21 protein-coding genes are annotated in these 22,165 nt (G+C 71.5%); 9 read left to right on the top strand and 12 right to left on the bottom strand.

Going from position 1 to position 22,165, the window contains the following annotated elements; all coding sequences use genetic code 11:
- Positions 1–178: 178 nt before the first annotated feature.
- The 7 genes from M2271_RS19935 to M2271_RS19905 form a co-directional block, all read right to left on the bottom strand.
- On the bottom strand, positions 179–643 hold the full coding sequence (locus M2271_RS19935) for a MaoC/PaaZ C-terminal domain-containing protein (protein WP_280888614.1): 465 nt from the start codon (positions 641–643) through the stop codon (positions 179–181).
- Positions 640–1,161, bottom strand: coding sequence for a MaoC family dehydratase N-terminal domain-containing protein (locus tag M2271_RS19930; protein ID WP_280888613.1), 522 nt, complete (start codon positions 1,159–1,161; stop codon positions 640–642). Before M2271_RS19930 ends, M2271_RS19935 begins: the two co-directional genes overlap by 4 nt.
- Complete coding sequence (locus M2271_RS19925) at positions 1,158–1,991, bottom strand: IclR family transcriptional regulator (protein ID WP_280888612.1); 834 nt, start codon at positions 1,989–1,991, stop codon at positions 1,158–1,160. The genes M2271_RS19930 and M2271_RS19925 overlap by 4 nt, the downstream gene beginning before the upstream one ends.
- Before the next feature lie 10 nt (positions 1,992–2,001).
- Positions 2,002–2,862, bottom strand: a complete 861-nt coding sequence (locus M2271_RS19920) for an alpha/beta fold hydrolase (RefSeq protein ID WP_280888611.1) — start codon at positions 2,860–2,862, stop codon at positions 2,002–2,004.
- Positions 2,859–3,815, bottom strand: a complete 957-nt coding sequence (locus M2271_RS19915) for a catechol 1,2-dioxygenase (RefSeq protein WP_280888610.1) — start codon at positions 3,813–3,815, stop codon at positions 2,859–2,861. Before M2271_RS19915 ends, M2271_RS19920 begins: the two co-directional genes overlap by 4 nt.
- Positions 3,812–5,146, bottom strand: coding sequence for a peptidase dimerization domain-containing protein (locus M2271_RS19910; RefSeq protein ID WP_280888609.1), 1,335 nt, complete (start codon positions 5,144–5,146; stop codon positions 3,812–3,814). The genes M2271_RS19915 and M2271_RS19910 overlap by 4 nt, the downstream gene beginning before the upstream one ends.
- A gap of 115 nt (positions 5,147–5,261) precedes the next feature.
- Entirely contained in the window at positions 5,262–6,536 is a 1,275-nt protein-coding gene (locus tag M2271_RS19905; RefSeq protein WP_280888608.1) for a Rieske 2Fe-2S domain-containing protein, read from the bottom strand.
- A 298-nt stretch (positions 6,537–6,834) separates the two neighbouring features.
- Here M2271_RS19905 and M2271_RS19900 point away from each other — a divergent pair, with 298 nt between their 5' ends.
- Genes M2271_RS19900 through M2271_RS19885 form a run of 4 tightly spaced genes read left to right on the top strand, consistent with a single transcriptional unit; the run spans position 6,835 to position 10,455 of the window.
- On the top strand, positions 6,835–7,833 hold the full coding sequence (locus M2271_RS19900; protein WP_280888607.1) for an ABC transporter substrate-binding protein: 999 nt from the start codon (positions 6,835–6,837) through the stop codon (positions 7,831–7,833).
- Positions 7,830–8,675 carry an ABC transporter ATP-binding protein gene (locus M2271_RS19895; protein WP_280888606.1) on the top strand — a complete coding sequence of 282 codons (846 nt, stop codon included), beginning with the start codon at positions 7,830–7,832 and terminating at the stop codon, positions 8,673–8,675. Before M2271_RS19900 ends, M2271_RS19895 begins: the two co-directional genes overlap by 4 nt.
- Entirely contained in the window at positions 8,672–9,493 is an 822-nt protein-coding gene (locus tag M2271_RS19890) for an ABC transporter permease (RefSeq protein ID WP_280888605.1), read from the top strand. Before M2271_RS19895 ends, M2271_RS19890 begins: the two co-directional genes overlap by 4 nt.
- Positions 9,490–10,455: a zinc-binding alcohol dehydrogenase family protein gene (locus tag M2271_RS19885; protein ID WP_280888604.1), complete on the top strand. Its 966-nt coding sequence runs from the start codon at positions 9,490–9,492 to the stop codon at positions 10,453–10,455. The genes M2271_RS19890 and M2271_RS19885 overlap by 4 nt, the downstream gene beginning before the upstream one ends.
- Positions 10,456–10,619: 164 nt before the next feature.
- On the opposite strand, the gene M2271_RS19880 is transcribed toward M2271_RS19885, so the two are convergent.
- Both M2271_RS19880 and M2271_RS19875 read right to left on the bottom strand, forming a co-directional pair.
- Positions 10,620–10,994, bottom strand: a complete 375-nt coding sequence (locus tag M2271_RS19880) for an acyl dehydratase (RefSeq protein ID WP_280888603.1) — start codon at positions 10,992–10,994, stop codon at positions 10,620–10,622.
- A gap of 35 nt (positions 10,995–11,029) precedes the next feature.
- Positions 11,030–11,515 (bottom strand): MaoC family dehydratase N-terminal domain-containing protein, encoded by a 486-nt coding sequence (locus tag M2271_RS19875; RefSeq protein WP_280888602.1) that lies wholly within the window; start codon positions 11,513–11,515, stop codon positions 11,030–11,032.
- A 127-nt stretch (positions 11,516–11,642) separates the two neighbouring features.
- On the opposite strand from M2271_RS19875, the gene M2271_RS19870 reads away from it, so the two are divergent.
- From M2271_RS19870 to M2271_RS19860, 3 genes are read left to right on the top strand one after another with little or no spacing between them, the layout of a single operon-like run.
- Positions 11,643–12,509 carry an alpha/beta hydrolase gene (locus tag M2271_RS19870; RefSeq protein WP_280888601.1) on the top strand — a complete coding sequence of 289 codons (867 nt, stop codon included), beginning with the start codon at positions 11,643–11,645 and terminating at the stop codon, positions 12,507–12,509.
- 51 nt (positions 12,510–12,560) lie between these two features.
- Positions 12,561–14,909, top strand: a complete 2,349-nt coding sequence (locus M2271_RS19865; RefSeq protein ID WP_280888600.1) for a CoA transferase — start codon at positions 12,561–12,563, stop codon at positions 14,907–14,909.
- Positions 14,906–16,696 (top strand): AMP-binding protein, encoded by a 1,791-nt coding sequence (locus M2271_RS19860; RefSeq protein ID WP_280888599.1) that lies wholly within the window; start codon positions 14,906–14,908, stop codon positions 16,694–16,696. Before M2271_RS19865 ends, M2271_RS19860 begins: the two co-directional genes overlap by 4 nt.
- Here the strand turns inward: M2271_RS19860 and M2271_RS19855 are convergent.
- Positions 16,668–17,462, bottom strand: coding sequence for an alpha/beta hydrolase (locus M2271_RS19855; protein WP_280888598.1), 795 nt, complete (start codon positions 17,460–17,462; stop codon positions 16,668–16,670). The two genes, M2271_RS19860 and M2271_RS19855, sit on opposite strands and share 29 nt — an antisense overlap.
- Positions 17,463–17,660: 198 nt before the next feature.
- Here M2271_RS19855 and M2271_RS19850 point away from each other — a divergent pair, with 198 nt between their 5' ends.
- Positions 17,661–18,827 (top strand): Gfo/Idh/MocA family oxidoreductase, encoded by a 1,167-nt coding sequence (locus M2271_RS19850; RefSeq protein ID WP_280888597.1) that lies wholly within the window; start codon positions 17,661–17,663, stop codon positions 18,825–18,827.
- Positions 18,824–19,744, top strand: a complete 921-nt coding sequence (locus M2271_RS19845) for a sugar phosphate isomerase/epimerase (protein ID WP_280888596.1) — start codon at positions 18,824–18,826, stop codon at positions 19,742–19,744. The genes M2271_RS19850 and M2271_RS19845 overlap by 4 nt, the downstream gene beginning before the upstream one ends.
- A 109-nt stretch (positions 19,745–19,853) precedes the next feature.
- Here the strand turns inward: M2271_RS19845 and M2271_RS19840 are convergent, their stop codons facing one another.
- A complete protein-coding gene (locus M2271_RS19840) occupies positions 19,854–20,864 on the bottom strand; it encodes a PDR/VanB family oxidoreductase (protein WP_280888595.1) in 1,011 nt (336 codons plus the stop codon).
- Between the two features lie 63 nt (positions 20,865–20,927).
- Entirely contained in the window at positions 20,928–22,115 is a 1,188-nt protein-coding gene (locus M2271_RS19835; protein ID WP_280888594.1) for an acetyl-CoA C-acyltransferase, read from the bottom strand.
- Positions 22,116–22,165 lie beyond the last annotated feature (50 nt).

Below are 22,165 nucleotides of genomic sequence, written 5' to 3'. Positions count from 1 at the left end.
GACGACCCGGCCCCCGCCCAACGGAACTGGTCCGCCTGACGGGACGCACGGCGGACACGATGGCCGCCCGCGGAGCCGAGCCGGACGGAGCACAACGACGGAGCACAACGCGGAACGCGGACGGCGAAGGCGATCCGGGAGATCACCTTCGCCGTCCGCGGCATGGACACCGCTCTGCTCAAGAGGTCGTACGAGCTCCACGGCAGGTGAGTTCGACGTGCCCGGTGACGCAGGGAGCGCCGTCGTCCTTGAGTACGCGGACGTCGAGCGTCATCCACACGCCCTCGTCGCAGGGCGCGACCACACGGACCGTCCCGGTCCAGGTGAGCGGCTCGCCGGCCACCGCGGTCGTGACGTTGCGCCAGCTCACCGATTTCAGCCGGGCGTCCGGCCCGGCCCACTCCAGCGCGTACCGGCTGAGGGTCTCGCCGTGCAGGGTGGACTGGACGACCACGTCGGGAAAGCCCTCCGTGGCCGCGAACTCGGCGTCGTAGTGGATGCGGTGGGAGTTCCAGGACACGGCACTGAACCGGAACAACTGCACCCTGCTGTGCGCGTACCGCCGCGGCGGACAGACCTCACCCGCGACGGGGCAGGGGCCGGGGCCGGGTGTGGCCGCGGGGCGATCGGCAGGGGGGCTCATGAGGCCGCTCCTTCGGGGACGGCCGCCAGCACGACGATCGTCTCGTCCACCGCCGTCAGTTCGTCGCCGTCCGCCGAGGTGAAGCGGGTGGTGAGGCCGAGCAGGACGAAGTCGCCGGACCGGCCGTGCTTGCGCTCGACGGAGGTGACCGCACGCGAGGCGGTGACCCGGCTGCCCGCGAGCGGCGCCCGGCTCAGCCGTACCGACTGGCCGCCGTGCACCTGACGCACCGGAAGGCCCTGGGTGCACGGCGACTCCCGGGCGGTCAGTCCGTCCGGCCGCAACTCCGCTTCGGCCGGCCCGTCCTCCCAGCTCATGGTGGACGCGAGGAACAGGGCGGGGGCCTCCACCGCCGCACCGGCCGACTCCTGGGCGCGCGCCCGGCGGATGTAGTCGACGTCGTCGATCGCGGCGGCGTACCGGCAGAAGTCCTTGACGGTGACCGTGCCGCAGTCCTCGTCCTCCCAGCGGCCGATGAGTCCCCGGGCCCGGGCCAGCACCTCCTCCAGCGTGCTCACAGGGCCGACCGCAGCGACCGACTGATGCCCAGACCCGCGATGCGCAGCGCGCTCGCGTGCGCGGTGGCGTCCATGCGGTACGTCGGTGCGGTGATCGACAACGCGCCCGCCAGCGCGTTCTGCTGCCCGAAGACCGGCACGGCCATGCTCATGTAACCGAGCCTGATCTCCTCCCCCTCGGTCGCGATGCCCTGCTCCCGGACCCGCTCCAGCTGGCCGCGCAGCCGCCCCGGCGAGGTGATCGTGTGGCGGGTGAACGGCTTCAGCCCGTTCCTGACCACCTCGCCGAACAGAGAGGCGGGGGAGAAGGCCAGGATCGCCTTGCCGGTGGCGGTGGCGTACAACGGGAGCCGGCCCGCCACCCGGGACTCCTCGCTCAGCCCCCGGTGCGGCAGGATCTTCTCCAGATAGACCACGTCGATGCCGTCGTGGATCGCGAAGTGGATCGTCTCCTGAGTGGCCAGCAGCAGGTCCTCCATGTACGGCTGGGCCACCTCGCGCAGGATCCGCTGCCGGTGCACCCGCTGACCGATCTCGAACAGCCGCAACCCGAGCCGGTAGTCGCAGCCCGCTCTCTCCAGCAGTCCCCAGACCACCAGCTCCTGACAGAGCCGGTGCACGGTGGCCTTCGCCACGCCCGTGCGGCGCACGAGGTCGGCGAGGGAGAGCGTGTCGTCGTCGACGGTGAACGCTTCCAGTATGGGCCGGACCTTGCCCAGGACGGAGTTCATCGAGTCGGGATACGACGACGGCGGGGAGGGGGATGGGGATGGGGATGGGGAAGGCGAGGCGGAGTCGAGCGGGGCGCGCTCGATCGGGACGACGGTCATGGCAGGCACCTCACGGCGACTCGGCGAGAAAGGCCAGGCTGAGCGGGTTGTAGAGGTCGGCCTTCTCGTGCTGCGGCCAGTGGCCGCACTCGTTGAAGACCTCCAGGCGGGCTCCGGGGATGGCCGCGGCGATGGCCTCGGCCTCCGGGACATCCCCCATAGGGTTCTTGTTGCCCCAGACCACCAGCGTAGGTGCCTTGATCCGGGCCATGCGGTCGGGGCGCAGCAGATTGCGCTCACGCGCCTCGACCTCCTGCAGCGCCAGCAGGTTGTGCAGGTTCCGCTGGAACTCGGGGTGGTGGTAGATCTCGTAGCGCACCTGGGTCAGTTCCTCGCCGAGCTCCTCGTCCCACTCGGCCCACAGCAGCGCCAGCCGCTCCCGGGTGAAGGAGATCTCCTTCTTGAGGGCAGCGTTGCGCGTGGACGTCTTCAGCCGGTCCATCACCGCCGGGTTGATCTTCGTGCCGCCCATGCACAGCAGCTGGAGGGAGGCCACGCGGTCCGGGTACTCGCTCGCCGCCCAGGACCCCACCCAGCCGCCCAGCGACTCGCCCACCACATGCGCGCGTTCGGCGCCCACCGCGTCGAGGTACGCCATCAGGTGCTCGACATACGCGGGGATCTCGCCCGGGCGGTCCGGCTTGCCGGTGTAGCCGTGGCCGAGCATGTCGATGGCATGGCAGCGATAGCCGGCCTCGGCGTGCGCCGGGATGTTACGGACGAACGCCTCCAGGTGGCCGGTCGTGCCGTGCAGGAACACCACATGCTCGCCGTCCTCGGGACCCGCCTGCAGAGCGCGGGTCGTCACGTCGCCGGTCTCGACGTACGCGTGGCGGTAGTCGATGCCCGTCAGTTCGGTCCAGATGCTCATGGCTGCCTTTCGTCGGTGTGTGCGGGGTCGAGGACGGCGACGCCCATGCCGGTGAGCCACTCGGGCATCGGTTCGTAGGCGAGGCGCCGGCCGGGAACGTGGTGGAGCAGGGCGGCCATGAGCAGCCAGGTGCGTACTTCCTGGGCGCCGTTGCCGGCCACCTTCTCCAGCTCTTCGGTGGTGTACTCGGTGATGCGGTGCGTCTCGCCGCGCTCGACGAGGGAGAGGAACTCGTCGTCGAACTCCGGGTTGAGCGCGGCCTCGGCGGCCCGGATGATCTCGCGCCGCCGGACGTCGTAGTCCTGCCAGTTCTCCCGGCCATTGAGCCACGCGCCGACCATGAACTCCTCGTCGTCGCCGTGCGGTTCCCGCCAGTCCGGCCAGGGCAGCCGGTGCGAGAGACCGCCCGAGCCGATGACGGCGACGCGACGGTCCCCGGGAAACGCCAGTACGGCCTCCCGGATCGCCCGGCCCAGGTCCTCGCAGCGCGCGAGTGTGGGCAGGGGAGGGGCGAAGACGTTCACGACGAGCGGCACGATCTCCACGTCCAGCCCGTCGAGGAGGTACTGGATCGCGTGCGACTGACCATGGTCGATCTGCAACCGGGCCGAGAAGGCGGGGTCGAAAGCGCCGCCTTCGACGAGGGAGCCGGCGATGTGCCGGGCCAGCGGCACGTCCACCGGCTGCGGGCCCTTGGGAGTGCCCGACTCGCCGCTGGCGACGCACTCGCCGACACCGATCGTGAAGCTCGGGATCAGGTCCAGCCAGAAGCCGCGGAAGTGGTTGGAACCCACCAGGATCACCGTGTCGGGCCGGGCCGCGGCGAGCGCCTCGCGCGCCTGCGTGAGCGCGTCACGGAACCGCTCGGCCCGGTCCTTGTGGAGGGTCTCCTCCCAGTGGGTGTTCATCAGCGTGCTGTGCGACGCGCCCACACCCAGGACTATCTCGGTCATGTCGCTGTTCCTTCCAGCTCGTCGCGGGAGCGGGTGACGGTGTCGAGGGCCGTACGGATCAGATGACGCGTCAGCCTCTCCATGGCCCGTACGGAGACGGTGTTCATCCCCCGCGCGAAGTCGATGTCGAAAGGGGCTTCCGTGACCTTCGGCATCCCGACCCGCACCGTGGGGATGCCGCGCCCGCGCAGGATGTTCGCGTCGGTGGCGCCGCTGTTGCCGAGGATCACCTCGTGCTCGCGCCCCTCGAAGGCCTCCCACGCGGCCGTCGCGCTGCGGCGCACCCAGCTGTCCGGATCGGTCCGGGTTCCGGCGATGGCCAGCACCATGTCGGCGGTGACGTCGAGCCCGGGCATCGTGTCGCGCATGGCGTCGACGGCGGCCATGAACTCCCGCTTCACCCGCATCGGCGTCGTGTCGGGGCTGATGCGCAGGTCCACCATGAGGGTGCAGGCGGCCGGTGTCACCGCCGCCATCCGCGGCCAGCCGCCGCGCACCGAGGAGACGATGCCCTGCGGCGCGACCGTCCCGGCGGTGTGCCGGTCGGCGTACTCGACGAACCACTCCTCCAGGTACCGGGCCACCTCACCGGCGCGGGCGATCGCGTTGTCGTACGGGAGCCGGTGGCGCGAGCCGGCGTAGGTGTGCGTGCCGCGGACGGTGACCTCGAACCACACGAGACCGACCTCGTCCCAGGACACCGTCCAGCCGGGCTTGGCGATGACCGCGTAGTCGGTCCACACTCCCTGCTCCAGCAGGAACGAACAACCCACGCCCTGGCCGGTGTGGCGGCGGGGGCCCGGCCGGGCGTTGGTGGGCATGCCGCCCGCGCCGAAGGCCGCGACCAGGTCGCCGGTGAGCGGGATCCCGGCGAGCGCGATCGCCTCGGCGGCCATCATCACGCACGCGGCATGGCCCTTGGGGTTGGATGCTCCCAGGCCGACGACCAGGTCGTCGTGGACGGTGGCCCGCGGGCGCATGTCGTCCCGCAACTCGGGGCCGATCCAGGGGAGATCCTCGCTCTCCTCGCCGACCGTCAGGGTGTCGATCGGCGCGTACAGCATCAGGTCGGGGCCGGTGCCGTCGCCGTCGAGCCGGGACCAGGCGTTGGCCTGCCGGTCGTCGAGCGGCTGGACCCGGGCCCGGCAGCCCGCGGCCGTGAGAGTGGCGGCGATGTGCTCGGCGAGCGGGCCCTCGTCGCCGGTCGGACTCGGGATGTCGACGAGGCCGGTGATCAGCTCGCGCAGCCGGTCACCGGTCACCTGCCGCCAGGCTTCCTGGACCCAGGCGGCACGCCGACTGTCCAGTCCTGCCAGTTCGTCGACGGTCACTGGTTGATCCGGTGGACCTGGGTCATGGTGGTGCGCTCGAAGCGCTTCTTGGCGATCGGGAGCCCGACGGCGACCGCGGCGCCGATCAGCAGGGTGAGGAGGATGCGGCCCATGGTCATGCCTTCTTCTCGTCGGTGCCGGTGCCGGTGCCGGTGCCGGTGGGGGTGGGGGTGGGGGTGGGGGAGTCCTTGCCGGTGGGGGAGCCCGGGCCGGCCAGCTTCTTGCCGTACTCCTCCTCGCTGAGGTTCCGCCAGGCGGTCAGCGAGATGTCGGGGCGGTAGAGCTTCTCCGGGGGAGCGTCGGTGATGTCGACCATCCATGCGTCCTGACCGGAGAACTGGCCGTGGAACAGCCAGCGGATCGCGCCCAGGTACTTGGCGTAGAACCGCAGGGTGTCCAAGCCCTCGGTGAAGTTGACCATCACGCCGACGTAGCGGTGGTTGTCCTCGTCGACCGGGACGTAGAACTCGTAGTGGATGAAGTTGGGGTACGCGATGCGCAGCACGCCGGGCATCGACAGTGACGCGAAGCCGGGGAACTCCTGGGCCTCGATCGTCGGGTCGACCTTGTCCGGCTTGCCCGTGTTGCCGATGTTGAAGGTCTCCTTCGGCGGCCGGGCCTTCCACCAGCGCTTGTTGGTCCAGTGGCCCACTCCGGGGAAGTCCGCCTCCCAGTGGACCTCGTCCTGGACCCGGAAGATCCAGCGGCCCTTGGGCACGATCCGGGTGATGTTCCAGGTCGGCATGGGCTTGAACAGCCGCCACAGAGCGGTGCGGTGCAGGTACTTGGCGTGGCCCTCGTCGAAGCCGTTCTCGCAGGCGAAGCGCCAGTTGCCGCTGCGCGGGTCGATCCGGCCGCCCATCACGAAGGCGTTGGAGACGAGCTCCTCGGGCAGCTGCGAGTCGATCGGGTGCGGCTCCTCGTCGGCGAGGGGGATGTACACCCACACCATGCCGAGGCGTTCCTCGACCGGGTAGGTGCGCACCGAGACCTTGCCGGTCAGCCGGCAGCCCGGCCCGTCGGTGATGACCGCGGCGAGCTTGCCGGTGGGCAGGTCGAAGGTCCAGCCGTGGTACGGGCAGCTGACGGTGCCGGGGAACTGCTGGTCTCCCTCGGAGAGCGGCACGCCGCGGTGCGGGCAGCGGTTGTGCAGCGCGTACGCCGTGCCGCCGTCCCGGATCAGCGTGATCTTCTCGCCGCAGATCGTGAACGGCAGCGGATCGCCGGTGATCTGGCTGGACCAGGTGACCGGATACCAGTAGCCGCGGAAGCCCGCGCCCGCCGCGTCGTAGTGGGGCCACGACTTCCAGTCCTGACGTCCGGGTTCTCCTGCTGATCTGCGGCGGCTCCGGACCGTGGGCTTTGCGTCGGGAGAGTCCTCGACCGTCATCGTGCGTGTCCTCCTGCTGCCGGGTGAACTGTGAGGCGAGCATGCGGCGGACCGGCGGATCCGCCCAAGGGACCCGTCTCGCTGAGCAGACCGCACCCCGCATGTACGCAGCGTCACCGGTCGGCGGCACCCCGGGTGGAGGCGGCGGACATGGGCCGGTGCCAGGACTCACCCGCACGTCCCGCTGAGCGGACCCGCCTCGGTGCGTGCGGGGCACTGTCCGTTCTACCGTGCGCCCAGTATCGGGCCGCACCCCGCCGACCAGCCGCAAGCCAAGCCGCAACCCACGAGGTGCTCATTGCAGACACGATCCAGCGCACGTCGTTTCCTCGCAGGCCCCGCCGCTCTCGCCGCCTCGCTGCTCACGCTCACCGCGTGCGGCGCGGGCACCACCGACTCGACCGCCGCAGGCAACAGCGCCGGGGGCCCGACGATCCGCATCGGTGTCGGCATCGACGCCTCGTACGCGCCGTTCTTCCTCGCCGACGCCGAAGGACTGTGGGCCAAGCACGGTGTCGACGTGCAGCTCGTGCAGTTCGGGCAGGGCAGCGAGGGCGTCAACAACCTCACCGCCGGGCAGGTGCAGATGTCCGGGAACTCGGACACCACCACCATCAGCATGCTCCAGCAGGACCCAGGTCTGCGGTCCCTGCTGGTGTACGAGCAGTCCGGAAAGTATCTGAAGGTGGTGCTCGGTCCGAAGGTCACGGCGCCGTCGAAGATCCGCAAGATGGCCGTCGCCCCGGGACTGTCCGAGATGGCGGCGACCCGGTTCCTGGAGTCGAAGGGCATCGACCCGAAGTCGGTCGAGTTCGTCACCGCGGACCCGCCGGAGATCCCCGCCCTGATGCAGAAGGGCGATGTCGACGGATACGTGCTGTGGGAGCCGTGGCCCGCCAAGGGCGTCGAGCTGGGCGGCAAGGTCCTGGAGAACACCGGCTCCTACGGACTGACCTACGCTCAGTGGCTGCTCACGAGATCCGACTGGCTGAAGAACAACAAGGACACGGCCGTCAAGGTCGCCCAGACCCTGGAGGAGGCGGCCCGGCTGACCGAGTCCGATCCGCAGGCGGCCGCCGAGGCGACCCAGAAGGCCGTGAAGGTGCCGGCGGCCCAGACCCTGACCGCGATCAAGGAGATCGACTTCGGGGCCCGTGACTTCACGGCCGCGGACCTCAAGGGATACGAGGGAACGGCTCAGTTCGTCCTGGACAGCGGCAAGGTCAAGGCGAAGCCGGATGTCAGCGCGGTCGTCCAGCGCGGCTGGTTCACCGAGCACGGGAAGGGATCACGATGACCAAGGCCATCGAGACCGACCGCCTCGAAACCGCTCTCGGCAGCGGGCGCGGCGGGGCCCTGTCCGCGGACGGTGTCGGCATCCGCTTCGACTCCTTCCAGGCCGTCCGGGACATCTCCCTGGACATCGCCGCCGGTGAGTTCCTGTGTCTGCTCGGCCCGAGCGGGTGCGGCAAGTCCACGCTGCTGTCCGCCATGGCCGGATTCGTCACCGTGAGCGAAGGCGGTCTCACCGTCGACGGTGCCGCGATCACCGGCCCCGATCCGGAGCTGGGCATGGTCTTCCAGAGCAGCGAGGCCCTCTTCGACTGGATGACGGTACGGCAGAACGTCGCGTTCGGCCCGCGGATGCGCGGCGCGTCCCGCGCAGAGCAGACGAAGCTGGCAGACGAATACCTCGGCCTGGTCGGACTGCGCCACTGCGCGGACCGCTTCCCCGGCCAGCTCAGCGGAGGCATGCGGCAACGGGTGCAGATCGCCCGTGTACTGGCCAACGAACCGGGTGTCGTCCTCATGGACGAGCCGTTCGGGGCGCTCGACGCCCAGACCCGGCAGGTCATGCAGGAGGAGACGGACCGCATCTGGCGGGCCTCGGGCTGCACCGTCGTCTTCGTCACCCACGACATCGACGAGGCGATCCTGCTGGCCGACCGGATCGCCGTCATGACCGCGGGCCCCGCCGCCTCGGTCAAGTCCGTCTACCCGGTCGACCTGCCCAGGCCCCGGGACGAGGCCGACCCGGCCACCGCCGAACTGCGCCGCAAGCTGCGGCAGGACATCGGCGAGGAAGTCCGCAAGACGCTGCGCCACCAGGGATTCGACCCCGAGGAGAGCGACCGATGACCGTTGTCACAGCGGACGCCGCCGTCGGCCCCAAGGCCACGCGAGGTTCGGCCCGGGCGGTCGCCCGGACCCTGCGCACGACCGGCATGTACGTCCTGTCCGTCCTCATCGGCCTCGTCGTCTGGCAACTGCTGGCGACGAAGTACGGCCCCTCCCTGGTCGCCTCCCCGACGCAGACCCTGTCCGCGGCGCGCGAGCTGGCCGCGGACGGCACCCTGACCAACTCGATCATTGCCTCCGGCCGCCGGATCCTGATCGGCTGGGGACTGGGTGTGCTCGTGGGCGTACCGGTCGGTCTGCTCGTCGGGCAGATCCCCCTCGTGCGGCAGCTCCTGGAGCCGTACATCGAGTTCTTCCGGTTCATCCCGCCGGTCGCGTTCGTGACCCTCGCGGTGGTGTGGCTGGGCATCGGCGAGTCGTCGAAGGTCGTCCTGATCTTCTACACGGCGGTGTTCATCGTCACGGTGAACACCAGCGCCGGAGTGATGTCGGTGAGCGAGTCCAAGCTGCGCGCGGCACAGAACCTGGGCGCGAGCCGCCGGCAGATCCTGCGGGGGATCGTGCTGCCGTCGACGGTGCCGCACATCGTCACCGGTGCGCGTCTGGCGATGGGCAACAGCTTCCTGACCATCGTCTCCGCCGAGATCGTCGCCGCCCAGGTCGGGCTCGGTTCGCTGATCTGGACCTCTCGCAACTACGGGCGGATCGACTGGGTCTTCGTCGGAATCATCACCTTGGGAATCCTCGGGTTCGTCTTCGACCGCGTGCTGCGGATCGTGGCGTCCCGCGTACTACGTCGATACGGAGTGAAGCTGTGAGTGAGGCCTTTTCGGGCGAGATGTCACGCGCCCTGGTGCTGGAGCGGTTCGGTTCGCTGCCCCGGCTGGTGGAGCGGCCCGTGCCGCAGCCACGGCCCGGTCACACCCTCGTACGGATGCGGGCGGCTGAGGTGGGGCACCTCGATCTGAACATCGTGGACGGCCGCTTCGGGATCCTCCCGGACCTGCCCGCGGTGCCCGGCAGCACCGGATGCGGTGTCGTGCTCGCCTCGGACACCCACCCGGAGGGCAGCCTCGTGCGGCTCGGCGGGAAGGCGCTCGGCATGCGGCGGGACGGTTGCTGGGCGGATCACGCGCTGGTGCCGGACGCGGCCGTGGAGGCGGTTGCCGAGGGCACGGACCCCGCCCTCGCGTGCAGTTGGTTCTCCCCGGCCGGTACGGCCTGGGCGGCGGTGCACGCGGTCGCCGACGTACAGCCGGGGGAGCGGGTCCTGGTGACCGGCGCGGCGGGCGCGGTCGGGGCACTGACCGTACAGGTGGCCGCGCGGGCCGGTGCCGAGGTCGTCGGCGTCGTCGGACGGCCCGGCAAGCTCGGTCACGTCCCGGCCCCCGCCAAGCCCGTCCTCGCCACCGAGCTGTCCGTGGAGTCGGTGGGCGGGCAGGTCGACGTGCTCGTCGACACGGTGGGCGGCCCCGTGCTGCGGGACGCCCTTCCGCTGGTCCGGCCGCGCGGTCGCGCCGCGCTGGTCGGCTACACCGCCGGCCGTGAATTCGGCGTGGACCTCGCGGACTTCCTGCTGGCCGATGTGGCCTTGCTGCCGGTCAACCTGATGACGCGGGGCAAGGAGGTCGCCGCGGACGCCAAGCGGCTGCTGACGGACCTGCGGACCGGAGAGCTGACGCTGGCGATCGAGCGACACGGCCTCGACGGGCTGGCGGAGGCCGTGGAGCGGCTGCGTACGGGGGAGGCCATCGGCAAGGTGGTCCTCGAAATGGGCTGAGCCCGAGGGGCATTCATCATGCTGCGGGGGTTCCCGCTCTGCTGCGGGGCGGCCCACTGTGCTGCGGGCCCCCACTGCGCTGCGGGCCCCCACCATGTTCCTGGGCCCCACCGTGCTGCGGGGGCCCACCGTGCCCCGGGGCCCCCGCCACGCCGCAAGGGGTCTCACCCCAGGACGACCACCGCATGCCCCCGGCAGCACACCACGTCGCCGGGGCCGCAGCGTTCGATCAGGTCCAGGGTGATCTCACCGGTGACCGCGTCCACCGAGCGCACGGTGCCGCTGACCACGAGCCGGTCCCCGACGCCCGCGGGTGCCCGGTTCTGCCATCCGACCTCCCGCACCCGCCCGCTCGCGCCGGCGAACCGCGCCGCGGCCCGGTGGAACAGGCAGCCGTGGAGCTGGGCCATGACGACCGGCGCGGCCAGTCCCTCGGATCGGGCGAAGGCGGTGTCGTAGTGGATGCGATGGGCGTTGCGGGTGACCGCGCCGAAACGCAGCAGGGTGATCGCGTCAGGGGTCAGTTCGACGGGGGGCACCTCCTGGCCCACCGAAACTCGCTGCTCGTGGTGATTCACCGGACGATGAACCTCTCCGTGACCTCGACCAGGGTGCCCCGGGCCGCCGCGTACATCTTTTCGACCGTGAGCAGCAGGAAGCCCTCCCCGCTGCCCTTGCGTTCCACCGCGGTCAGCGCCCGGCGCAGCTCGATCCGGTCGCCGGGCCGTACCTCGCCCGTCCACCGCACGGCCTGGCCGCCCGCCATGAGCCGGACGTCGAGTCCGTCGGTGCCGGGCACCTCGTCGCGGTACATGCCGTCGGGCCGGAACTCCGCCGGGTCGGCCCCGGGGGCTCCGCGCAACACGCTGACCACGTACATCGGGTGGACGGCGAAGCCGACGTGCCCGGGGTCGACGAGTTGTGGCGCGCTCTCTCCGGCCGCCCGGGCGAACTCCGCCGCGTCCTCGGCCCGTACGACGCCCAGCGACCGCCGTTCCCAGCTCCCGATCGATGCCCGGGCCCGTTTCTCGACCAGCTCCAACGCGGCCGTCGTGCCCATGGTTGCCTCCCTGCGGTGGTCCTATGGGCGGACGCTAAGGACCGCGGGGCCCCGGCCGCCATGGAACCGGCCCGTTCAGCGGACCGATCCGCTTGGGCGGAGATCGTCGCCGTTCCACCATCAGGGCATGGACCTCATGGACATCCAGACACCCCCGGAGGGCGCCTACGCGGAAGCGGACGGCGTCACGTACCACTACGTCGAACTGGGGGAGGGCAGTCCCACCGTCTTCCTGCACGGCGGCGGCCCCGGGTGTACCGGCTGGTCGGACTTCGGGCAGGTGGCGCCGCTGTTCGCCGCGGACCGCCGCTGCCTCCTCGTCGACATCCCGCAGTACGGGAAGTCCGCGAAGCCCGTCATCGAGGGCCCCATGTGGGACTACCACGCGGCCAAGACCGTGGCGCTCCTCGACACCCTGGGCATCGAACGCGCCGACTTCGTGTGCAACTCGTGGGGCGGCACCATCGCGCTCAACCTGGCTGCCAAGTATCCGGAGCGCGTGCGGTCGTTGGTGATCACCGGCAGCATGCCCGTCTTCTACGGCCCGCTCGCCCCGCTGCCGGAAGGCGGCCGGCGCGGACGCAACGCCCGTGACGTGTACTACGGCGGCACCGGCCCCTCGTGGGAGAAGATGCGCGAACTCATCGCCCGCCTGGAGTGGTACGACCCCGAGGCCATTCCCGACGGCACCGTCACCCTGCGCTTCGAACAGAGCCTGGACCCCGAGGAGACCGCGCTTGCCGGTGCCTCCGACAACCCGCGCGGCGACTGGCAGGACCTCACCGCGGAACTCGGCCGGATCGCCGCGCCTACGCTCTTCCTGTGGGGCATGCACGACGCGTTCCTGACGCCGGACTACCCGCTGATGCTGGCCCGCATGATCCCCAAGGGCAACCTGCACGTGATGAGCGAGGCCTCCCACCACCCCCAGGAGGAACGGCCGTACGACTACCACAGCGTCGTCTCCGGCTTCCTGAACCAGCTGCACGACTGAACCAGCGGCACAACTGAACCAGTGGCACACTTGACCCACCAGGGAGAAGACGTGAGCGAGTCGGCTCTGCGCGTCGTGGAACTGTCCAGCCCCTTCACCCGGTTCGCCGGCCGGCTGCTGGTCGGGCTCGGCTTCGACGTGGTGCTGGTCGAGCCGCCGGAGGGCGACGCGACCCGACGCGAGGGGAGTGGCGACGCGTTCGTCCACTGGCACGCGGGGAAGCGTTCGGTGAGTGTCGATACCGGCACCGGCACCGGCACCGCGGAATTGCGGCGTCTGCTGGAGGGCGCCGACATTCTGCTGGACGGAACCCCGGACGGAGCGGAGACGCTCGCCGACGGACTCGATCACCTCGTCCATGTGCGCGTGACGCCCTTCGGCCTGGTCGGGCCTCGGACCCACTGGCAGGGCACCGACCTCGTGGTGGCCGCGCTGGGCGGGATGCTCGCGCAGGTGGGCGACCCCGACGGTCCGCCGCTGCGGCTGCCGGAGAGCCAGGCCGAGCAGCTCGCGGGCGTCAACGCGGCGATCGCCGCCCTGCTCGGTATGCGTGCCCGGCGCACCGGGGCGGGGCAGCTCGTCGACGTCTCCGCGCAGGCCTGCGTCGCGGCGGCCCTGGAGGCCGGTGCCCTCGCCTATCTGCACGAGGACCGGGTCCCGCCGCGCCCGGGCCGGGTGCATCCCCTCGTGCCGCACGGGCTGTTCCGTGCCGCCGACGGTTATCTGGGCGGAGGGCTCGGCGGCAGCCCGCGCATGTGGGACGCGCTGCTGGCCTGGCTGGTCGAGGAGGGCGCGGAGGCCGATCTCGCGGAGCCGCGCTGGCAGGACCCGGCGGAACGCAAGCGGCACCAGGAGCACGTGTTCAAGGTGGTCCAGGACTTCGTGGGCAGGTGGCCGAAGGCCGAGTTCGCGGAACGGGCCCAGGCCAGGAAGCTGCCCTGGGCCGCCGTCGACCTGCCCCATGAGCTGCCGGACAACCCGCAGCTCGCGGCCCGCGCGTTCTTCACCCGGGTACGGACACCGGAGGGCGAGCGCACCGACCTCGGTTTTCCCTTCGCCTTCCCGGAGGGCCGGCGGATCCAGGAACTGGAGACCGCCGGCCTCGACGCGGACCGGCACCTGCTCGACGAACGCCGCCCCGCGCCCACGACCTCCGTCGCCCAGGACCCGATACGCCCAGCTCCGGACGGCATCCGCGCCCTCGACGGCATCCGCGTCCTCGACCTGACGTGGGTCCTCGCCGGCCCGTACTGCACCAAGATCCTCGCCGACCACGGCGCCGAGGTGATCAAGGTCGAGTCGGCGGGCCGGCCCGACCCCACCCGGTTCGCGCCCTTCATGCACCTCTCCCGGGACGGACACAAGGACCCGAACACCAACGGCTACTTCAACGAGGTCAACCGCAACAAGCGCAGCATCGCGCTCGACACCCGGACCGAGGAAGGCGTCGCGGTGCTGCGCGACCTCATCGCCCACAGCGACGTCCTCGTGGAGAACTTCAGCTCCACCGTCATGAAGAAGCTCGGCCTGGGCTACGAGGAACTGCGCCGGATCAACCCGGACATCGTGTACGTGAGCATGTCGGGCATGGGGCACACCGGTCCGCGCAACGGCTGGGTGTCGTACGCCGACACGGTCTCGGCGAGCGGCGGCCTGACCGGCCTGACCGGCTGGGGACCGGACGACGTGGTCGGCGTGATCTACGGCCACGGGGACATCGTCGCGGGCCTGCAGGCGGCGCTCGCCACGGTCGCCGCGCTGGAGCACCGGGACACGACCGGGCGCGGACAGCACATCGACCTGTCCCAACTGGAGGCGATCGCCGCCCACATGGGCACCAGCCTGCTCGGCGGTCCTGAGGTGCGGCCGACCGGTAACAGCCACCCGAGCTGGAGCCCGCAGGGCGTCTACCGGTGCCTCGGTGCCGACCGCTGGCTGGCCGTCAGCGTGCGCGACGACACCGAGTGGGCGGCGCTGTGCGAGGTGATCGGCCGCCCCGAACTCGTCACCGACGAACGCACCCGCACGGCGCAGGCCCGCAGGCAGGCGGGGACCCTGGTCGACGGCGCGCTGGGGCAGTGGGCCCGCACCATGTCCGCCGACGCCGCTGCCGAGCTGCTCCAGGCGCGCGGTGTCCCGGCCGGTGCCGTGCAGGACGGCCGTGAACTCGTCGAACACGACCCGCAGTTGCGGGCACGCGGATTCTATGTGCGCCGCGAGCACCCGGTCGCGGGCGCCTTCCTCCACGAGGGTGTCCCGATCCGCCTCACTCGCACACCCGGCGGCATCCGCGAGTCGGCGCCCGTACTGGGTGCCGATACCGACGAGGTGCTGCACGAGGTGGCGGGCCTGTCCCGGGAGCGGATCCGGGGGCTGCGCGAGGCAGGAGTGCTGCGGTGAGCGAAGACGCAGCGGGGGAGCGGACCGGTGTCGGGTCCGCCGCAACGGCAGCTGCCCGTGACGAGGCGAAATCCGGAACCGGGATCGCCGGGACGACTCGTTCCCGCGCGAGGGAGACACCCGGAGCCGGAGCCGCCGCGGCCGCCACAGCCGCGGAAGCCGCCGCAGCCACCGATGTCGCCGCAGTCGCCGCAGCCGCCGCAAAGGCCGAAGCCGCCGCGACGCCCCCTTCCCCGCCGGCCGACGCCATGACCCTTCCCGGGCTCCTCGCCTTCGCCGCCGAGGAGTTCGGGGACCGGGTGTTCCTGCGGGTGGGTGAGGTGACGCGGACCTACCGGGAGTCCCGCGAGGCGGCGGCCACCATGGCCGGAGCCCTGGCGGCGCGCGGCTGCGGGCCGGGCGACCGCATCGCCGTCATGGCCGGCAACCGGATCGAGCACGTCGACCTGATCCTCGGCGGCGCCTGGCTGGGAGCGGTCCTGGTTCCCCTGAACACCGGCCTGCGCGGCCAGGGACTCCGCGACGTCCTGCGTACCGCGGAGCCGGCCTTCCTGCTCGCGGACGCCGAGTCGGCGGCACGCGTCACCGACGCCGGCTACCGGGGGACGCTGTGGGTCCTGGGGGAGGAGGACGTACCGGTCCCCGGCGGCGCGCCTGCGCTCCCGCCCGCCCCGGTGCGCCCGGACGACACGGCGTTCGTCCTGTTCACCTCGGGCACCACCGGGACCTCACGAGGCGTGCGCTGCCCGCATGCCCAGTCCGTCTGGTGGGGCCGTAACGTCGCGGACGCACTGCACCTCACCGCCGACGACGTACTGCACACCTGCCTCCCGCTGTTCCACACCAACGCCCTCAACGCCCTGGCCCAGGCCATGACCGTGGGGGCCACGTATGTCCTGGCCCCACGTTTCTCTGCGACCCGGTACTGGACCCAGGTGGCCGACGCCGGAGCGACCGTCGTCTATCTGCTCGGCGCGATGGCGCCCATGCTGCTGGCGCAGCCTCCCGGTCTCCACGAACGCGCGCACCGGGTTCGGTGCGGCCTCTCCCCGGCCACTCCGGGTCCGGCCTGGCAGCCCTTCCATGAGCGCTTCGGTGTCACCCTCGTCGACGGCTTCGGCTCCACCGAGACGAACCTCGTCATCGGATCGACCCCGGAGGAACAGCGGCCCGGCTACATCGGCACCGTGCGCGACGGCTTCTCCGCGCGCGTGGTCGACGAGTGCCTGGCCCCCGTCCCGGACGGCACGGCGGGCGAATTGCTGGTCCACAGCCACCAAGCGTTCGCGTTCTCCACCGGCTACCTGGGGGACGCCGAGAACCTGCCGCCGGCATCCTGGCGCCGTACGGGAGACCGGGTGGTCCGCGAACCCGACGGCTGGTTCCTCTTCGTCGACCGTCTCAAGGACGTCATTCGACGGCGCGGTGAGAACATCTCCTCGCAGGAGGTGGAGTCCGTGCTCCGCGCACACCCCGCGGTCGCCGACGCCGCGGCCTTCCCGGTGCCGTCGGAGCTGGCGGAGGACGAGGTCATGGTCGCGGTGCTGCCCAGCTCCGAACGCGGCCTGGATCCCCGGGAGCTGGTCCGCCACTGTGAGCGCGAGCTGCCCGCCTTCGCGGTGCCCCGGTACATCGAGACCGTCGCGGAACTGCCGCTCACCGAGACCGGGAAGGTCCGCAAGGCGGTCCTGCGTGAACGTGGGATCACCGCCACGACCTGGGACCGCGAGGCCGGGGCCCCGCCCTCCGGGTCTGGGGTCAATCCCTCGCGACCCACTCCAGGATGACCTCGGCGAACTCCTCAGGCAGCTGCTCCGGCACGGGCACGTGGCCGCCGGACAGTACCCGGGTCTCGCAGCCGAGCGCCGTGGCGAACTTCGCCAGCGAGGGAAGGGAGAAGTGGTCGCCCGGGGCGCAGACCGCGAGGGTGCGGGCGGTGACGTACGGCAGACGCTCCTCCATGCGGTAGCGCCGCACCGCCTGGTGGCCCTCCTCCACCCGGTCCAGCACGGTGAGCGCGTCGATCACGTACCGGGTGAGGGCGGCCTCCTCGCCTTCCCGGTAGAAAGGGCGGCGCCGGTCCCACAGTTCCCGCAGGTGCGAGCCGTCCGTCGTGGGCACGACGTGGTCGACCGGCTTGTGCCCGACGGCCGGGCGTCGCTTCTCGTCGTCCACGAACGAGGTGGCGGAGAGCAGCAGACTGGACACCCGGTCCTGGAAACGGGCGGCGAGTTCCACCGCCACGACGCCGCCCGTGTGGTGTCCCACCAGATGGAAGCGGTCCAGCCCCAGCGCCTCGACGAGTGCCCCGGCGGCGTCGGCGAAACGCTCGATCGAATGCGGGCCCGCGGGTTTCGCGGAGGCGCCGTAGCCCAGGGTGTCCATGGCGATCGCCCGATTCGCGGCACCGACCAGCGGCAGCACGTCGAGGTACTCGGTCCAGGAGCGCGGGGTCTGGTGCAGCATCACGACGGGCTCTCCGGCACCGCACTCGACCAGGTGCAACTGCCCGAAGGGAGTGGCCACATAGCCGCGCCGAAGCGTGTCCGTCATGGGGTGACCTGCTTTCGTCTGCTGTCGGGCCGGCGAGGGGGCATGGCGGAGCAGCGTGGGAACCGCCCCCTGCGACCACTGTGGTGACTGTGGTCGCAGGGCACCAGACGACCGGTCCGCTGTCCGGACCGTGCGCCTTGGCGACCGTGCTCCTCCGGCGCAGGCTCCCCCCATGGATCCGACGACGGAGGTGCACCAGTGAGTGGCTCGCTACGAGCGGTTGTGGTCGGAACCGGAATGATCGGCGCAGTCCACGCCGCCGCGATTCGCGCCGCCGGGGGCGACCTGGCCGGGGTCGTCGCGTCCACCCCTGAGCGCAGCGCGCAGGTGGCCAAGGAGTGGGACGTGCCCGCCCGCTACCCGGACATCGCGGCCGTGCTCGCCGACGACAGTGTCGCCGTCGTGCACATCTGCACTCCGAACGCCCTCCACGTACGCCACGCCGAGGCGGCTCTGCGCGCCGGCAAGCATGTGATCTGCGAGAAGCCGCTGGCCACTTCGGCCGCCGACGCCGAGCGGCTGACCGCACTGGCCGACCGGGCGGGACTGCTGCTGGCCGTGCCGTTCGTCTACCGCTACCACCCCCTCGTACGGGAGATCCGCGACCGCCGGCTGCGCGGCGAGTTCGGTGCCTGGCAGCTCATCCACGGCAGTTATCTGCAGGACTGGATGCTGTCCGAGGACGCGATGTCGTGGCGGGTGGATCCCGCCGAGGGCGGACCGTCGCGGGCGTTCGCGGACATCGGCTCGCACTGGTGCGATCTCGTGGAGTGGGTCGCCGGAGTCCGCTTCACCGAGCTGACCGCGCGGCTCGACACCACCATCGCCACCCGGCCCGCGGGCACCGGAGCGAGCTTCGCGACTGCCGGGGAGGGCCCGCGGGTCGAGGTGCGGACCGAGGACGTCGCCACGGCGCTGCTGCGTACGGCCGAGGGGGTGCCGGCCACGCTGACGGTGTCCCAGGTGTCGGCGGGCCGCAAGAACCGGCTGTGGTTCGAGCTGGACGGCGCGGACGGCAGCGCGGTCTTCGACCAGGAGAACGCGGAGACAGCCTGGCTGGGCGCCCAGGACGGGGCCCGGATCCTCGTCCGCGACCCCCAGCACGGATCGGCCGAGCAGCGGCGGCTGTCCCGGCTGCCGGCCGGGCACGCGCAAGGCTACGAAGACTGCTTCGCCGCGTTCGTCACCGACGCCTACGCGGCGATCGGAGGTGCCGCTCCTGAGGGGCTGCCGACCGGCGTCGACGGAGTGCGCTCGGCGCACATCGTCGACGCCGTGCTGCGTTCCGCCGCGTCCCTCGCCTGGACCGACGTCGACGACACGGCCACCACCCGTACGGCCACCACTCAGGAGACCCTCGTATGAAACTCGGGATGCTCACCGCGTGTCTGCCTCAGCTCTCGCTCGCCGAGATCGCGCCCTGGGCGAGCGGTGCGGGCTATGAGGCCCTGGAGGTGGCCGCCTGGCCCGACACCGGCGGCCGTGACTTCGAGGCATCCCACCTGCCCGTTGTCGGGTTCGGCGCGCAACAGGCCGAAGAGACCCGCGCGTTGTTCGACCGGTACGGCCTGCACCTGTCCGCGCTCGCGTACTACGAGAACAACCTCCACCCCGACATCCGACGCCGTGAGGAGATCCACGCCCACCTGAAGAAGGTGATCGATGCGGCGGCCGCGCTGGAGGTTCCGTACGTGGGGACGTTCGTCGGCCGGGACTGGACCCGGCCGGTCGCGGCCAATCTGGAGGAGGCCGAGAAGGTCTTCCCCCAGCTGGTCGAGTACGCGGGTGAGCGCGGCGTGAAGGTCATCATCGAGAACTGTGTGATGGAGGGCTGGCACCCGGACGGTTATCCGGGCAACCTCGCCTACTCGCCGGAGTTGTGGGAGTGGATGTTCACTCTCGGCCTCTACCTCAACTGGGACCCGTCGCATCTGACGTGGATCGGCGTCGATCCGGTGAAGACCATCGCCCCGTATGCCGACCGGATCGTGCACGCCCAGGCCAAGGACCTCGAAATCCTGCCCGGCCACATCGACCGCTACGGCGTCTTCGGCAAGGCCGTCGGGCGGACCGATCCCTGGGACACCGGGTGGTGGCGCTACCGCGTGCCGGGCCGTGGCCAGGTCGACTGGAACGCGGTGGTGGACGCGCTGTACGAGCACGGCTTCACCGGCACGCTCTCCGTCGAGCACGAGGACCCGGTGTGGAGCGGCACCGAGTCGAAGGTCAAGACCGGTCTGGAGATCGCCCACCGCACGTTGCGACCACTGATCGTGGCCTGAGGCCGCGGGCAGACGCCGGGGTAAGGCCGGCGGCTGAGCACAGGGTGGCCGGTGCGGTGGCGGGTGGGGCGGCCGGTGGGGCGAACACCTGCCTCCGCCGTACGACCCCTCAGAGGTCGAGTACCAGTCGGGGACCGCAGGAACGCGAGACACAGATCAGCATGGTCTCGCCGGTGGCCCGTTCGTCCTCGTCGAGCACTGAGTCCCGGTGGTCCGGCGTGCCCTCCAGGACATCCGTCTCACAGGTGCCGCAGGTGCCTTCCCGGCAGGAGAACAGCACCGGGACGCCCGCCTCCTCCACTACGTCGAGCACCGAGCGGTCCGGCGGCACGGTGAGCGTGCGCCCCGACCGTGTGAGCACCACCTCGAAGGAGGCGGACGGAGCCGCCTCGGCCCCCGTCGGCCGGACCGGGGCGAACCGCTCGATGCCCAGCGTGCCGGCGGGCCAGTCGGCACACTGCTTCTGCGTGGCACGCAGCAGCGGTTCCGGACCGCAGGCGTGCACCAGTGTGTCCGCGCGGGGCGGGCCGATGAAGGCGGCGAGATCCAGCAGCCCGTACTCGTCCTGCGGCCGGATCAGCACCCGGTCCCCGTAGGGCGCGAGGCGGTCCAGAAACGCCATGGAAGCGCGGGTACGGCCGCCGTACAACAGGCGCCAGTCGGCTCCCGCGGCCTCGGCGGCCTCCACCATCGCCAGGATCGGAGTGATGCCGACCCCGCCCGCGACGAAGCGATGGTGCTGGGCAGGGCGCAGCGGGAAGGTGTTCCGCGGCCCCCGCACCCGCACGGCCGAGCCCTCCCGAATCCGGTCGTGGACGTACGAGGAACCGCCCCGGCTCTCCGGTTCGAGCAGTACGCCGATCTGCCAGGCCGCGCGGTCGGCCGGATTCCCGCACAGGGAGTACTGACGGATGAGGCCGTTGTCCAGCAGCACGTCGATGTGGGCGCCCGGCGCCCAGGCCGGGAGCGGTCCGCCGTTCGGGTGGCGCAGAACGAGGGAGACCACGCCGTCGGCGGCATCGATGCGGGCGTCCACGAGAAGGGTCACCTCCTCGTGGTCCGCGGGAAAGGATCGCGGCGCATCGGGGGCGCGGGGGGCCTGGAGCGGCTGGCTGGTCATGGGCGTCAACCTGAGTCTCGTACGGGTGGGGGACGAGGATGGTGGCGGGGGAGCCGGGGCCGCTCAGGACCGCGGTACGCGCAGCAGCAGCGCGTCGCCCTGGCCGCCGCCACCGCACAGGGCGGCAGCCCCGGTACCGCCGCCGCGTCGCCGCAGTTCAAGGGCGAGGGACAGGACGAGACGGGCGCCGGTCATGCCGACCGGGTGACCGAGGGCGATCGCGCCGCCGTTGACGTTCACCTTCTCCAGGGGGACGCCGAGTTCCCGTAGAGAGGCCAGCGCGACGCCGGCGAACGCCTCGTTGATCTCGAACAGGTCGAGGTCGTCGGTCTTCAGCCCGCCGTCCCGGGACAGTGCGTCGCGGACCGCCCCGGCCGGCTGGACGAGCAGTGAGGGGTCGGGGCCCGCCACGGTGCCGTAGGCGCCGATCTCCGCGAGCGGGTTCAGTCCCTCCCGGCGGGCGCGGTCCGCGCTCATCACGACGACGGCTGCCGCGCCGTCGGACAGCTGCGAGGCGTTGCCCGCGGTGATCGTGCCGTCGGAGGCGAAGGCGGGGGTCAGGCGGCCCAGGCTCTCGGCGGTGCTCTGCGGCCGGATGCCCTCGTCGGCCTCCACCACCGTCGCGCCCCGGCGCCCGGCCACCGTGACCGGTGCGATCTCCGCGGCGAACGCGCCGGACTCCTGGGCGCGGTGGGCCCGCTGGTGCGACAGCGCGCTGTACGCGTCCTGAGCTTCACGGGTGAGCGCGAAGGGCCGCTGGTGGCGCTCGGTGGCCGCGCCCATGGAGACCCCGTCGAAGGCGCAGGTCAGCGCATCGCGGTCAAGGGCGTCCTCGACGGTCGCCGCCCCGTACCTCCAGCCCGTGCGGGACCCGCGCAGCAGGTGGGGGGCGCCGGACATGGATTCCATGCCGCCCGCCACGACCACCTCGTGGCGCCCCGAGGCGACCATGAGATCGGCCAGCGCGATGGCGTGCAGCCCGGACAGGCACAGTTTGTTGACGGTGCTCGCCGGTACGGCGAACGGGATGCCGGCAGCCACCGCGGCCTGCCGGGCCGGGTTGGGGCCGGCTCCGGCCTGGACGACCTGGCCCATCACGACGGCCTCCACGGTGGCCGCGTCCAGCCGCGCCGCGGACAGGGCGGCGCCGATGGCATGCGCGCCGAGGTCGGCGGCGGACAGGGTGCTCAGCCCGCCCATGAGCTTGCCGACGGGTGTTCTCGCTCCGGCGACGATGACGGATCCGGGCATCTCCGGTGCCTCCTGAGTGGCTGTGGAAGGGGAAGGTGAAGGTGAAGGGA

Origin of the sequence: Streptomyces sp. LBL (assembly GCF_029893585.1) — a bacterium.
Lineage (GTDB): Bacteria > Actinomycetota > Actinomycetes > Streptomycetales > Streptomycetaceae > Streptomyces.
This window is presented reverse-complemented; position numbering and strand designations above follow the sequence as displayed.

Bases quoted from the DNA above. Each gene is read 5' to 3' on its own strand.
- M2271_RS19935 (WP_280888614.1), bottom strand. From the start codon at position 643: ATGAGCCCCCCTGCCGATCGCCCCGCGGCCACACCCGGCCCCGGCCCC.
- M2271_RS19925 (WP_280888612.1), bottom strand. From the start codon at position 1,991: ATGACCGTCGTCCCGATCGAGCGCGCCCCGCTCGACTCCGCCTCGCCT.
- M2271_RS19920 (WP_280888611.1), bottom strand. From the start codon at position 2,862: ATGAGCATCTGGACCGAACTGACGGGCATCGACTACCGCCACGCGTAC.
- M2271_RS19915 (WP_280888610.1), bottom strand. From the start codon at position 3,815: ATGACCGAGATAGTCCTGGGTGTGGGCGCGTCGCACAGCACGCTGATG.
- M2271_RS19905 (WP_280888608.1), bottom strand. From the start codon at position 6,536: ATGACGGTCGAGGACTCTCCCGACGCAAAGCCCACGGTCCGGAGCCGC.
- M2271_RS19895 (WP_280888606.1), top strand. From the start codon at position 7,830: ATGACCAAGGCCATCGAGACCGACCGCCTCGAAACCGCTCTCGGCAGC.
- M2271_RS19890 (WP_280888605.1), top strand. From the start codon at position 8,672: ATGACCGTTGTCACAGCGGACGCCGCCGTCGGCCCCAAGGCCACGCGA.
- M2271_RS19875 (WP_280888602.1), bottom strand. From the start codon at position 11,515: ATGGGCACGACGGCCGCGTTGGAGCTGGTCGAGAAACGGGCCCGGGCA.
- M2271_RS19870 (WP_280888601.1), top strand. From the start codon at position 11,643: ATGGACCTCATGGACATCCAGACACCCCCGGAGGGCGCCTACGCGGAA.
- M2271_RS19855 (WP_280888598.1), bottom strand. From the start codon at position 17,462: ATGACGGACACGCTTCGGCGCGGCTATGTGGCCACTCCCTTCGGGCAG.
- M2271_RS19845 (WP_280888596.1), top strand. From the start codon at position 18,824: ATGAAACTCGGGATGCTCACCGCGTGTCTGCCTCAGCTCTCGCTCGCC.
- M2271_RS19840 (WP_280888595.1), bottom strand. From the start codon at position 20,864: ATGACCAGCCAGCCGCTCCAGGCCCCCCGCGCCCCCGATGCGCCGCGA.
- M2271_RS19835 (WP_280888594.1), bottom strand. From the start codon at position 22,115: ATGCCCGGATCCGTCATCGTCGCCGGAGCGAGAACACCCGTCGGCAAG.